The organism is Frateuria sp. GZRR35 (genome assembly GCF_051900415.1).
Lineage (GTDB): Bacteria > Pseudomonadota > Gammaproteobacteria > Xanthomonadales > Rhodanobacteraceae > Frateuria_A.
The window spans coordinates 146,147-158,695 of record NZ_JBHZGL010000010.1 but is presented as its reverse complement, the minus strand read 5'-3'; the positions used below and the strand labels follow the sequence as shown (position 1 = coordinate 158,695).

Sequence of the window (12,549 nt, the reverse complement as noted above, 5' to 3'; positions counted from 1 at the left end):
CAAAGAAACGGCCTGGCTAAGCCCGGTGAGGGATAAGAGCTAGGTGCCGCCTCGCTTTGCTTGGTCAGTCGCTTGCTCTTAGAGGAGCTGCCGCCGCTTTACCGCGGGCGCTCGGGAGCTGAGGCAAGAGGATTTGCGCGTTTGGGTGCGGGAGCGCCGCACTTGGCTCCCTCTCCCCTCCGGGGAGAGGGTTGGGGTGAGGGGACGGGGCTTGCCAGAAACTCGGCTATCCCTTCGTGGGCAGATTTCAGTCCCACGTGTGCCGCACGCACGGCTCTGGGCTGAAGCCCGACCCTACGGGATCTCGCTGGATCTCCCACGAGTGCCCCATTTCCAACGAGCACAAGCGTGTGCCGCAGCCTCAGCTCGGCAAACGGCGGATCTTCGCGCCGAGCACGCCGAGCTTCTCCTCGATGTTCTCGTAGCCGCGGTCGATGTGGTACACGCGATCGACCGTCGTATCGCCATGCGCCACCAGCCCGGCCAGCACCAGGCACGCGGAGGCGCGCAGGTCGGTGGCCATGATCGGTGCGCCGCTCATGTGATCCACGCCCTGGATGATGGCGGTGTTGCCTTCCAGGCGGATGTCGGCGCCCAGGCGCTTGAGTTCCTGCGCGTGCATGAAGCGGTTCTCGAACACCGTCTCGGTGATCACGCCCACGCCCTCGGCCACGCAGTTGAGCGCGGTGAACTGCGCCTGCATGTCGGTCGGGAACGCCGGGTACGGCGCGGTGACGATGTTGACCGCCTTCGGCCGGCGGCCACCCATGTCCAGCTCGATCCAGTCCGGCCCGGTGCAGATGTGCGCGCCGGCCTCTTCCAGCTTGGCCAGCACCGCATCCATCGTGCTGGCGCGTGCGCCTCGGGCGCGTACCTTGCCGCCGGTCATCGCCGCACCGACAAGGAAGGTGCCGGTCTCGATGCGGTCGGGCAGCACTTCGTACTCGGCGCCCTCGAGGCGCTCGACGCCGTGGATCACCAGCGTGGCGGTGCCGATGCCCTCGATGCGTGCGCCCATCGCCACAAGGCAGTTGGCCAAATCGACGACCTCGGGCTCCTGCGCGGCGTTCTCGATGATCGTGGTGCCTTCGGCCAGCGTGGCGGCCATCAGGATGTTCTCGGTGCCGGTGACGGTCACCATGTCCATCGCGATGCGCGCGCCCTTCAGGCGCCTGGCGCGGGCACGGATGTAGCCGTTTTCCACCATCACCTCGGCGCCCAGCGCCTGCAGGCCGCGGATGTGCTGGTCGACCGGGCGCGAACCGATCGCGCAACCGCCAGGCAACGAGACTTCCGCCTCGCCGAAACGCGCCACCAGCGGGCCGAGCACCAGGATCGAGGCACGCATCGTGCGCACCAGGTCGTACGGAGCGACGTGGCTTTCGATGGTGCGCGGGTCGACGTGCATCTTCATGCGGTCGTCGAGCACCAGGTTGACGCCCATGCGGCCGAGCAGCTCGATGAAGGTGGTCACGTCGTGCAGGTGCGGCACGTTGGAGATGGTCACCGGACCATCGGCCAAGAGGCAGGCGGCGAGAATCGGCAATACGGCGTTCTTGGCGCCGGAAATGGCGACTTCGCCATGGAGCGGCTCGCCGCCGCTGATCAGGATCTTGGCCATGAATGTCCTTGGTGGAGGCAGGAAACCGGCGCGGCCTCAGCGGCGCGCCGCGGCTTCCTCGGGAGTCAACGTCTTGAGCGCCAGCGCATGGATCGCCCCGCCCATCAGCTCGCCCAGCGTGGCGTAGACCATGCGGTGGCGCGCCAGCGGCAGCTTGCCGGCGAACTGGCTGGCCACCACGGTGGCTTCGAAATGCACGCCATCGTCCCCGCTGACCTGCGCATTCGCGCCGGGCAGGCCGGTTTCGATCAGTGCCTGGATACGGGCAGGGTCCATCGGAGGGTCCATCGTCGGCGCGCGGAGCGAGGATTCAGCGCTTGTGAACCCAGTGCACGGCCATATGACGTTAAAATGCGGATATGCCATGGTAATGGAATTCCCGTGGCACAGAAATGCCAAAGGCCGCCCGCCGCCCCAGCCGAGACCCCATGAACGCACGCATCGCCCCGCCCGTCGCCAAGCTGGACCCGGACGCCATCGCCCGCAGCGGCCGCACGGTGATCGCCACCGAGGCGGCCGCGATCCGCGCGCTCGAAACGCGGGTGGACGCGAGCTTCGTCCATGCCTGCGGGTTGATCCTGGCCTGCCGCGGGCGCCTGGTCGTCACCGGCATGGGCAAGTCCGGCCACGTCGGCCGCAAGATCGCCGCCACCCTGGCCTCCACCGGCACGCCGTCGTTCTTCGTACACCCGGGCGAGGCCAGCCATGGCGACCTGGGGATGATCCAGCCGGACGACGTGGTGCTGGCCCTCTCCAATTCCGGCGAGACGGATGAACTTCTCTTCATCCTGCCGGTGATCAAGCGCCAGGGCATCCCGCTGATCGCCATCACCGGCAACCCGAAGTCGTCGCTCGCGCATCAGGCGGACGCGCACCTGGACGCCAGCATCTCCAGCGAAGCCTGCCCGCTGGGCCTGGCCCCGACCGCCAGCACCACCGCGGCGCTGGTGATGGGCGACGCGCTGGCGATCGCGCTACTGGAAGCGCGCGGCTTTACCGCCGAGGATTTCGCCCGCTCCCACCCGGCCGGCAGCCTCGGACGCCGACTGTTGTTGCACATCAGCGACATCATGCATACCGGCGAAGGCGTGCCCATGGTTGCGCCGGACGCGAACCTGACCGAAGCGCTGATGGAAATGACCCGCAAGCATCTGGGGATGACCGCCGTGGTCGATGCCGAGCATCGCTTGCTGGGCGTGTTCACCGACGGCGACCTGCGCCGCGCACTGGACGACGAAGACGTGAACCTGCGCGGCGCGAGCGTCGAGGCGTTGATGACCCGCGGTCCGAAAACCATCACCTCCGACAAGCTCGCCATCGAAGCGGCGCAGTTGATGGAAAAGCACCAGATCCACGCGTTGCTGGTGGTGGACGAGCAGCAGCGCGTGGTCGGTGCGCTGAACATCCACGACCTGCTGCGCGCCCGGGTGGTCTGACGGACGTGAATCGTAGATAGGGAATGGAGAATCGCCGCCTCTTCCCGCCGAGCCGCTTGTAACGATTCCCCATTCCCGATTGCCTATTTCCCCATGCCCTACCTCACCAACCTCCCTGCCGACCTGATCGCCCGTGCTGCCGGCATCCGCCTGGCGGTGTTCGACGTGGACGGCACGCTGACCGACGGACGCCTGTACTACGGCGAGGACGGTCGCGAGACCAAGGTGTTTTTCGTGCAGGACGGCCTGGGCCTGAAGCGCCTGCAGGTGCATGGCGTGCAGGTGGCGATCATCAGTGCGCGGATCAGCCATCCGGTCGCGCTGCGCGCCGAGGAACTGGGCATCACCCACGTCTACCAGGGTCAGGGCGACAAGCGTGTGTGCCTGCTGGAACTGCTCGACGCACTGAAGCTGGCGCCCGAGCAGGTCGCCTTCGTCGGCGACGACCTCCCGGACCTCCCGGCCATGCGCATCGCCGGGCTCGCGGTGGCCGTGGCCAACGCCCATCCGTGGGTGATCGAACAAGCGCACTGGACCACCGCCCGCGCTGGCGGCCAGGGCGGTGCGCGGGAGGTTTGCGACCTGATCCTGCATGCCCAGGGCAAGGCCGGCAATGAAAAGGAACGCTGGCAGTGAAGGAATGGTTGCGCGATCGCCGCCTCGTGGCGGCCATTGTCGCGGTCGCGCTGCTGGCCGGCGCGGCGCAATTGATGCTGTGGTGGATCGGGCCGCCGCCCAAGGTCAACGCATTCGTCGGCCCGCCGCGCTCGGGCTACACGCTGACCGACTTCAAGCTGACCCAGTACGGCACCGACGGCCTACCCAGCTTCCTGATCCAGGCGCCGCAGCTGGAACGGCGCGAAGGCGACGAGTCGCTGTACATCAACACACCCGATTTTCGCCTGCCCTCCAACCAGCCGGCAGTGCCCGACTGGCTCGGGCACTCGCTGTACGGCTGGGTCAACCAAGACGGCAGCCTGCTCAAGCTGCAAGGCCCGGTGCACCTGGAGCGTGCCGCATTCGACGACACGCCGCGGACGACGATCGACACCTCCGACGTCACCGCCTGGCCCAAGCAGAACCGCCTGCAGACCGCCGCGCCAGCCCAGCTGGTGCAGGGCGGCACTAGAATTCACGGCGTCGGCATGCGTGCCGACCTCAATGACAAACACCTGGAGCTGCTCGATGACGTCCACGCCACGTTCCCGCCCCGCCAGCACGCGCGCTAGCGCCCGCTGGGCGCTGGTACTGCTGGGCCTGCTGGTGCTGGCGCCGGCCCAGGCCAAGCGCAGCGACCGCGATCAGCCGATGGATGTACAGGCCTCGCACTTCGACGGCTTCCGCAAGCCCAACAGCACCACCACGCTCAAGGGCAACGTGGTGATTACCCAAGGCTCGCTGAAAGCCACCGGCGATCTGGCCAAAGTGCACTTCGACGCCAACGCCGAGATCGACAGCGTGGTGCTCACCGGCAGCCCGGCGCACCTCCAGCAGCTGGACGACAACGGCAACCTGATGCAGGGCGAGGCCGCCACCATCGACTACCAGGTGGCCAAGGATTTCGCCGTGCTGCAGGGACACGCCTCGATCAACCAGCACGGGCGCGGCGAAGCCCATGGCGACCGCCTCACCTACAACACGCAGACCAGCGAGATGACCGGCGACAGCGGTGGCGACGGCCGGGTGCACATGATCTTCAAGCCCAAGCCCAAGGCGGGTTCCGCCGCGGCTCCGGCAGCCGCTACCAGCACGCCCGCCCCCGCCACCAGCAGCGGGCAGCCCTGACCGATGCTCGCTGCCGAAGGCCTGCAGAAACGCTACCGCTCGCGCCAGGTCGTGCGCGATTTCGGTTTTTCGATCCGCCAGGGGGAAGTCGTCGGCCTGCTCGGCCCCAACGGTGCCGGCAAGACCACCTGCTTCTACATGGTGGTGGGCCTGGTCGAAGCCGACGGCGGCAGCATCCGGCTGGACCGCCAGGACATCACGGGCCTGCCCATGCACGCGCGCGCGCGGCTGGGCATCGGCTACCTGCCGCAGGAGGCCTCCGTGTTCCGCCGGCTCTCGGTGGCCGACAACATCCTGGCCGTACTCGAACTGCGCGAAGGCCTCACCGCCCGCCAGCGCAACGAACAGCTCGAAGGCCTGATGGACGAGCTGAAGATCGCGCACATCGCCGGCCAGAAAGGCATCAGCCTTTCCGGCGGCGAGCGCCGCCGCGTGGAGATCGCCCGCGCGCTGGCCGCGCAGCCGCGCTACATGCTGCTGGACGAACCCTTCGCCGGCGTCGACCCGATTTCGGTGGGCGAGATCCAGCGCATCGTGCGCCACCTGAAGGAACGCGGTATTGGCGTGCTGATCACCGACCACAACGTGCGTGAAACGCTGGGCATCTGCGACCGTGCCTACATCCTGAACGAAGGCGAGGTGCTCTCCCGCGGCACGCCGGCGCACATCCTGGCCGACGAAAAGGTGCGCGAGGTCTATCTGGGGCGCGAGTTCAAGCTCTGAAGCGGTGATGTGACGCAGGGCCCGCCAGCACCTGCCATCGCTATGGTCGCGTCACACCCGCCGGGGTAGGATGATCCCACGTCTCTCTGCTACGGCTGGCATGAAACCCGGGCTCCAGTTCCGACTCAACCAACAGCTCACCCTGACGCCGCAATTGCAGCAGGCGATCCGGCTGTTGCAGCTGTCGCAGCTGGAGCTGGAAGCGGAACTGCGCCAGATCGCCGAAGGCAACCCGCTGCTGGAGTTCGAGGAAGAATCGGCGCCCGGCGAAACCGAGGAGGAGAGCTACTCTCCCGCCCCGGACGAAGCGCCCACCGTCGACCACAACGCCGACGATGTCGCCGACTGGGGTGAATCGGGCACCTCCGCCGAGGCACCCATCGATTTCTCGCTCGGCAGCAATGCCCCCTCAGGCAGCCGTGGCGACGACGATTTCGAACCCCAGAACGCTGCGCCCGAGACACTTCAGGAGCACTTGCTGTGGCAGTTGAACCTGTCGCCGTTCAACACGCGACAGCGCCTGATCGCCACCGTGATCATCGACGCGCTCAACGCCGACGGCTATCTCGTCGAAGGCATCGAGGGCGTGCTCGCGGCCTTGCCGGCGGACCTCGATGCGACCATCGACGAAGTCGAGACAGTACGCCGCCAGTTGCAGCGCTTCGACCCCACCGGCATCGCCAGCGTCGACCTGCGCGATTGCCTGCGCGTGCAGCTGGAACAGTTCGAGGCCGACACCCCGCAGCGCGAGCTCGCGCTGCAGATCGTCGCCGGCGAACTTGAACTGCTCGCGCGCAACGACGTCGCCAAACTCGCACGCAAGCTGCGCGCAACCGAAGAAGAAGTCGCGGCCGCCGCATTGCTGATCCGCAGCCTCGATCCACGCCCCGGCGCCGCGCTCGACGCCACGCCGGTCGAGTACGTGGCGCCGGACGTCTACGCCTACAAGGAAGGCAGCCGCTGGAAGGTGAGCCTCAATCCGGACTGCCAGCCGAGGCTGGGCCTGAACCAGCACTACTGCAGCCTGATTGCGCAGGCGCGCGGCGAGGACGCCAGCTGGATGCGCGGCCAGCTGCAGGAAGCGCGCTGGCTGATCAAGAGCCTTGAATCGCGCGCCGAGACGCTAATGAAAGTTGCCGATGCGATCGTGCGCCGGCAGAGCGCTTTCCTGGACTACGGTCCGGAAGCGATGCATCCGCTGGTCCTGCGCGAAGTCGCCGAGGAGGTCGGCATGCACGAATCGACCATCTCGCGCGTCACCACGCGCAAGTACATCCATACGCCGCGCGGCACCTTCGAGCTGAAGTATTTCTTTTCCAGTGGCGTCTCCACCGAGGATGGTGGCGGCGCCTCGGCCACGGCCATCCAGGCCATGATCAAGAAGCTCATCGACGCGGAGGACACGCGCAAGCCGCTGTCCGACCAGGCCCTGGCCGAGGAGCTCAACCGCAAGGGCATCCAGGTCGCCCGCCGCACCGTGGCCAAATACCGCGAGGCACTGCGCATACCCAGTTCCAGCGAGCGCCAGCGCGCCAGCTGACCCTCTCTCCTGAAACCCGCCACTTGGAACCGGCCCGAACGATCCCATACGAGTGATAGACCGGCATGTCGTCACCATTGACGGTATGCGAACCCGCCGCCCCACGGCGGCCCGTAACAGAGGAGGCGCCCCATGCAGTTCCAACTCACCGGCCAGCAGATCGAAGTCACTCCTGCCCTGCGTGCGCATGCCGAATCCCGGCTCGATCGCCTGACCCGCCTCGACGAAAGGTGCCTGGGCCTGACCATGGTGCTGTCGATCGACAAGCTGCAACATTGCGCCGACGCCACCTTGAGCACCACGGGTGCCGCCCTCCACGCGGCGGCGTGCGGTGCGGACATGTACGCCTCCATCGACATGGTGTTCGACAAGCTCGCCGCGCAGTTGCGCCGCCATCGCGACAAGGTCACCGACAAGCACCAGCAGGAGGCGCGGGACGCCCGCCAGATCGGCTAAGCGGTCCCGCAACCGGCAAAAGAGACCCGCCTGGTGGCGGGTCTTTTTTTGCCCGAAGCGAAGCGCGATACCACGTACCCGAACCATCCCCCGCGACCGCGGGGGATGGTGCCGACAGGCGGATGGGGGCGCCTTTTGCGCGATATCTGGTCAGCCCGTCGCAAGGTTTCCCCATCCGCCCTGCGGGCACCTTCCCCGTGAGCGGGGGAAGGATGCAACGCGCAACGCCAGGCACGGCGGGCGGATCAGACTGCCGTTGCGACACTCGTTCACCCGCGCCCTCCCCCGCATAACTGGCACAATGCGTCCCGTTGCCCGCCGGAAGAAACATCCTTGGAACGCCTGACCGCACGACAACTCTTCGACGGTGTCCACGAGCGCATGGGCCTGCGCTGGGTGTCGGGCATGCGTGGCGAGGGACGCGTGCTCGAACCCGGCGCCACGGCCACGCGCCGCCCGTCGCTGGTCGGCTACCTCAACGTGATCTACCCCAACAAGGTGCAGATCATCGGTACCGAGGAGCTCAACTGGCTCGACAGCCTGGATTCCCGGCAGCGCTGGGAGGCGATGCACAAGATCGCCGCCTACCAGCCGGTGGCCCTGATCGTCACCAAGGACCAGACGATCCCCTCGGACCTGCGCGAGGTCGCCGAGGAAACCCACACGCCCTTGTGGATCAGCGCCAAGCGCGGCCACGAGCTGCTGACCTGGATGCAGTACCACCTGGCCCGCCTGCTGGCGCCGCGCATCACCCTGCACGGCGTCTTTCTTGAAGTCTTCTCGATCGGCGTGCTGATCACCGGCGAGTCCGGTTCGGGCAAGAGCGAACTGGCGCTGGAACTGATCAGCCGCGGTCATCGCCTGGTCGCCGATGACGCCACGGAATTCACCCTGATCGCGCCCGACGTGATCGACGGCACCTGTCCGGAACTGCTGCAGGACCTGCTCGAAGTGCGCGGCCTGGGCGTGCTTAACGTGCGCGAGATGTTCGGCCACACCGCGGTGAAGCATTCCAAGTACCTGCGCCTCGTGGTGCACCTCAAGCCCTTGCGCGAGGGCGAGGACATCGATGCCGCGACACGCCTGACCGGCGACACCAGCCACCGCGAGATCCTGGAAGTCTCCGTGCCGATGATCACCATTCCGGTGGCGCCCGGCCGCAACCTGGCGGTGCTGGTGGAAGCGGCGGTGCGCCACCATATGCTCAAGAGCAAGGGCATCGATCCCGCACAGACTTTCATCGACCGCCAGGCGCATCAGATGCGTCGGCTACCGCCCTGGTGAGATTCATGAGTACCAACGACACCGCGCCTTCGACCGGCCTCAACGACCCCAACACCGTGCACCTGGTGGTGCTAACCGGCATGTCCGGCGGTGGCAAGACGGTTGCGCTGCGCGCGCTGGAGGACCTGGAGTTCTACTGCGTCGACAACCTGCCCAGCGGCCTGCTGCCGCAACTGGTGCAGTCGGTGATGCAGGACGGCGGCGGACGGCGCCGGCGCATCGCCGTGGGCGTGGACGTGCGCAACCGTGGCGAGGATTTCGAGCACATGCCGCTGGTGCTCTCCGAGCTGGCCGCGGCGGGTGTGCACGTGCACCTGGTCTTCATCGATTGCCGCGACGAGGTGCTGATCAAGCGCTACTCGGAAACCCGCCGTCGCCATCCGCTGGCGATCCGTGGCGTTTCGCTGGCCGATGCGATCGCGGAGGAACGTCGCCTGCTGCGCCCGCTGATCGGGATCGCCGAGAAGGTGATCGATTCGAGCGACCTCAACGTGCACCAGCTGCGCCGGCTGATCGCCACCGGTTATGCGGCGGCCACCGAAGGCCTCACGTTGATGTTCCAGTCCTTCGCCTTCCGTCGCGGGCTGCCGTTGGACTCGGATTTCGTGTTCGACGCCCGCTGCCTGCCCAACCCGCACTGGCAGCCGCAGCTGCGCCCGCTCTCGGGCAAGGACGCACCGGTGCGCGAGTTCCTCGAGGCCGACCCGATGGTCGGCGAATACTTCGCCGACACCGCCCGCTGGCTCGACGCCTGGCTGCCGCGCTTCGAGCAGGACGACCGCAGCTACGTCACCATCTCGGTCGGCTGCACCGGCGGGCGGCATCGCTCGGTGTACCTGGTCGAGCGCCTGGCCCGGCACTACCGCGCCAAGCGCGAAGGCGTACTGACCTTCCACCGCGAGCTCGAATGATCATGTCCCCTTTTTTGCACGCCTGCAGGAGCGCATCCGTGGGCGACTGTCATGCTGGCCTCGCGACGGCACCCGGATACGCCATCGCACCCCGGTCGCGCACAGGTGCGTTCCTGCAGGGCGGACCTGTGGGCCGTGGTGGCGACAGCCCGGTGGGGTTCCTTCCATGAGCGTCGGCGTTCTCCTGATGACCCACGAGGCGGTCGGCAAGGCGCTGATCTCCGCCGCGCACCACGTCATGCCCAAGCTGCCGCTGAAGGTCGATGCGGTCGAGGTCCCGGCGCACGCCGACCCCGACGTCATGCGCACGCTCACCGCCCATCACGCCCGCGAGCTCGACCAGGGCGACGGCGTACTGGTGCTGGCCGACCTGTATGGCGCCACGCCCTGCAACATCGGCCTTTCGCTCACGGCGCTCGGGGTACGGTTGCGTTGTGTGTCCGGGCTCAACCTCCCGATGCTGCTGCGCGTGCTCAACTACGCCGAGAAACCGCTGGACGAACTGGCACAGGTGGCTGCCCATGGTGGCCGCGGGGGAATTTTCATCGACCATGCTTGAGCAGGAAATCACCGTCTCCAACAAGCTCGGACTGCACGCCCGCGCCTCGGCCAAGCTGGTGCAGCTGGTGCAGGGCTTCAAATCCACCGTGTGGCTGGTCAGCAAGGGCCGCGAGGTCAACGCGCAGAGCATCATGGGCGTGATGATGCTTTCGGCCGGCATGGGTACCCCGCTTACCGTGCGCGCCGACGGGCCCGACGAAGCGCAAGCGCTCGCCGGTGTCGTGGCGCTGTTCGAGCGCAAGTTCGACGAGGGCGCATGAGGCAGCTGTTGCCCGGCACCGCCGCCTCCAAGGGCATGGCCCTGGGCCGCGCGCGCCTGGTGCAACCAAGCCGCTACCTGGTCGACACCCGGCCGCTGGCCGATGATGAAATCGAGGGCGAGCTGCAAAACCTGCACCGCGCGCTCGACACGGCGCGGCAGGAACTTCACGAACTGCGCGGCCGCCTGCATGGTGCGCTGGCGCGGGAGGTGAACGAGTTCATCGATGCGCACAGCCTGCTGCTCGACGACAAGGAACTGCTGCGGGGCCTGGACGACCTGGTTCGCGTCGGCCACTACCGTGCCGGGGTCGCGCTGAAGAAGCAGCGCGACCGCCTGGCCAAGGTGTTCGAGGCCATGGACGACCCCTACCTGCGCAGCCGCCGCGAGGACGTCGACCAGGTGATCAACCGGGTGATCTCCGCGCTGCAGCGCCAGACCAGTCGCGAGGAACGCAAGCTCGCCGCGCGCGTGGGCGAGATCCTGGTCGCCGACACCATCGCGCCCGCCGACATGGCGCATCTGGTCGGCAACGGGCTGCTGGGCGTGGTGGCGAGCTCGGGCAGCCCGTATTCGCACAGTGCGATCCTGGCCCGCAGCCTGGACCTGCCGATGCTGGTCGGCACGCGCGATGCGCTGGCCACCATCCACGACGACGACCTGATCCTGCTCGACGCCGAGCGCGGCGAGACCATCGTCCATCCCACCGCGCAGGACCTGGCCCGCTACCGCGCCTGGCAGCGCGAGGCCGCGGCCGAAGGACGGCGCCTGGCCAAGCTCGCCAACGCGCCCACGCGCACCCGCGACGGCGTGCCGGTGAAGCTGTTCGCCAACGCCGAAACCGCCGCGGACATCGCCATGGCGCGCGCCCGCGGCGCCGATGGCGTGGGTCTGTACCGTACCGAGTTCCTGTTCCTCAAGCACAAGGGCCTGCCGTCGGAAGACGAGCAGTTCAATGCCTACCGCGACCTGGTGCTGGGCATGGGCGGCCTGCCGGTCACCATCCGCACGCTGGACCTGGGCGCCGACAAGGCCGATGCCGCGGGCCTGGCGCTGCGCGGCGAGGACAACCCGGCGCTGGGCGTGCGCGGCGTGCGCCTGTCGCTGCGCTATCCGGCCGTGTTCACCACGCAGATCCGCGCGATCCTGCGCGCCGCGTGCTACGGCCCGGTGCGGGTGCTGGTGCCGATGGTGACCCAGCCGGACGAGCTGATCGCCGTGCGCACGCTGTTCAAGCTGGCGCGCCAGGACCTCAAGCACGAGAACGTCGACCTGCCGGAAAAATTGCCACTGGGCGCCATGGTCGAAGTCCCCGCCGCCGCACTCAATGTGCGCGCGCTGCTGGAACACGCCGACTTCCTCGCCATCGGCACCAACGACCTGGCGCAGTACGTACTCGCCGCCGACCGCGGCAACGACGGCCTGGAAAACATCTACAACCCGCTGCAACCGGCGCTGCTGCGCCTGATCGCCTACGTCATCGCCGCCGGCCGCCGCGCCGGCAAGCCGGTCAGCCTGTGCGGCGAGATCGGCGGCGACGTCGGTTTCACCGCGCTGCTGCTGGCGCTGGGCCTGTGCGAATACAGCATGCACCCCAGCCAGATCCTGCACGTACGCGACCGCCTGGCCACCCTCGACCACGCGAGCTTGCGCCGCGAGGCACCGCGGCTGCTTCGCGCACACACTCACGAAGATGTAGAGGCCCTGTTGGCGGAACTCGTCGGCCAGGAAACCTCCAGCCGGTAGCGCCACAGTGCGGACCAGCTAGCAGTCGATCGGCCGGGACAGCTCACGACAAAAGCTCAGGCACCCGCGCGCCGGAAGCTCATGCCAGTGAGGCCGAATGCCCGGATGCGTTTGTCCAGTTCGGCATGGCCCGCGTTGTTGACATAGATCCCGGATCGCACGGTGAGCGTTGGTTATCTTCCAGACGCTCATCGATCCGGCGGTTGCGGTAGCGGCTGACCCGCCCG

At 67.6% G+C, this 12,549-nt stretch carries 14 protein-coding genes; 12 read left to right on the top strand and 2 right to left on the bottom strand.

The genetic code is table 11. From position 1 onward, the window contains the following. Positions 1–361: 361 nt before the first annotated feature. The gene (gene murA, locus ACFWZ3_RS12855) at positions 362–1,621 is read right to left on the bottom strand and encodes a UDP-N-acetylglucosamine 1-carboxyvinyltransferase (protein ID WP_439708109.1); all 1,260 of its coding nucleotides are present in this window, start codon (positions 1,619–1,621) and stop codon (positions 362–364) included. A 36-nt stretch (positions 1,622–1,657) separates the two neighbouring features. Next, positions 1,658–1,897, bottom strand: coding sequence for a BolA family protein (locus ACFWZ3_RS12850; RefSeq protein WP_231323610.1), 240 nt, complete (start codon positions 1,895–1,897; stop codon positions 1,658–1,660). A gap of 152 nt (positions 1,898–2,049) precedes the next feature. Here ACFWZ3_RS12850 and ACFWZ3_RS12845 point away from each other — a divergent pair, with 152 nt between their 5' ends. From ACFWZ3_RS12845 to ptsP, 12 genes are all read left to right on the top strand, one after another. After that, the gene (locus tag ACFWZ3_RS12845; protein ID WP_439708108.1) at positions 2,050–3,057 is read left to right on the top strand and encodes a KpsF/GutQ family sugar-phosphate isomerase; all 1,008 of its coding nucleotides are present in this window, start codon (positions 2,050–2,052) and stop codon (positions 3,055–3,057) included. Positions 3,058–3,150: 93 nt separating this feature from the next. Next, positions 3,151–3,693: a KdsC family phosphatase gene (locus ACFWZ3_RS12840; RefSeq protein WP_439708107.1), complete on the top strand. Its 543-nt coding sequence runs from the start codon at positions 3,151–3,153 to the stop codon at positions 3,691–3,693. Beyond that, positions 3,684–4,286: an LPS export ABC transporter periplasmic protein LptC gene (lptC, locus tag ACFWZ3_RS12835; RefSeq protein WP_439708115.1), complete on the top strand. Its 603-nt coding sequence runs from the start codon at positions 3,684–3,686 to the stop codon at positions 4,284–4,286. Before ACFWZ3_RS12840 ends, lptC begins: the two co-directional genes overlap by 10 nt. After that, positions 4,243–4,842: a lipopolysaccharide transport periplasmic protein LptA gene (gene lptA / locus ACFWZ3_RS12830; RefSeq protein ID WP_439708106.1), complete on the top strand. Its 600-nt coding sequence runs from the start codon at positions 4,243–4,245 to the stop codon at positions 4,840–4,842. Before lptC ends, lptA begins: the two co-directional genes overlap by 44 nt. A gap of 3 nt (positions 4,843–4,845) precedes the next feature. Next, positions 4,846–5,565, top strand: coding sequence for an LPS export ABC transporter ATP-binding protein (gene lptB / locus ACFWZ3_RS12825; RefSeq protein WP_439708105.1), 720 nt, complete (start codon positions 4,846–4,848; stop codon positions 5,563–5,565). A 100-nt stretch (positions 5,566–5,665) separates the two neighbouring features. Next, on the top strand, positions 5,666–7,105 hold the full coding sequence (locus ACFWZ3_RS12820; protein WP_439708104.1) for an RNA polymerase factor sigma-54: 1,440 nt from the start codon (positions 5,666–5,668) through the stop codon (positions 7,103–7,105). A gap of 132 nt (positions 7,106–7,237) precedes the next feature. Continuing rightward, positions 7,238–7,561, top strand: a complete 324-nt coding sequence (hpf, locus tag ACFWZ3_RS12815; protein WP_439708103.1) for a ribosome hibernation-promoting factor, HPF/YfiA family — start codon at positions 7,238–7,240, stop codon at positions 7,559–7,561. Between the two features lie 333 nt (positions 7,562–7,894). Then, complete coding sequence (hprK, locus tag ACFWZ3_RS12810) at positions 7,895–8,845, top strand: HPr(Ser) kinase/phosphatase (RefSeq protein WP_439708102.1); 951 nt, start codon at positions 7,895–7,897, stop codon at positions 8,843–8,845. A gap of 5 nt (positions 8,846–8,850) precedes the next feature. Beyond that, on the top strand, positions 8,851–9,756 hold the full coding sequence (rapZ, locus tag ACFWZ3_RS12805) for an RNase adapter RapZ (protein WP_439708101.1): 906 nt from the start codon (positions 8,851–8,853) through the stop codon (positions 9,754–9,756). 166 nt (positions 9,757–9,922) lie between these two features. Beyond that, positions 9,923–10,315, top strand: a complete 393-nt coding sequence (locus ACFWZ3_RS12800; protein WP_231350690.1) for a PTS sugar transporter subunit IIA — start codon at positions 9,923–9,925, stop codon at positions 10,313–10,315. Beyond that, a complete protein-coding gene (locus ACFWZ3_RS12795; RefSeq protein WP_439708100.1) occupies positions 10,308–10,577 on the top strand; it encodes an HPr family phosphocarrier protein in 270 nt (89 codons plus the stop codon). Before ACFWZ3_RS12800 ends, ACFWZ3_RS12795 begins: the two co-directional genes overlap by 8 nt. After that, a complete protein-coding gene (ptsP, locus tag ACFWZ3_RS12790; RefSeq protein ID WP_439708099.1) occupies positions 10,574–12,322 on the top strand; it encodes a phosphoenolpyruvate--protein phosphotransferase in 1,749 nt (582 codons plus the stop codon). Before ACFWZ3_RS12795 ends, ptsP begins: the two co-directional genes overlap by 4 nt. Positions 12,323–12,549 lie beyond the last annotated feature (227 nt).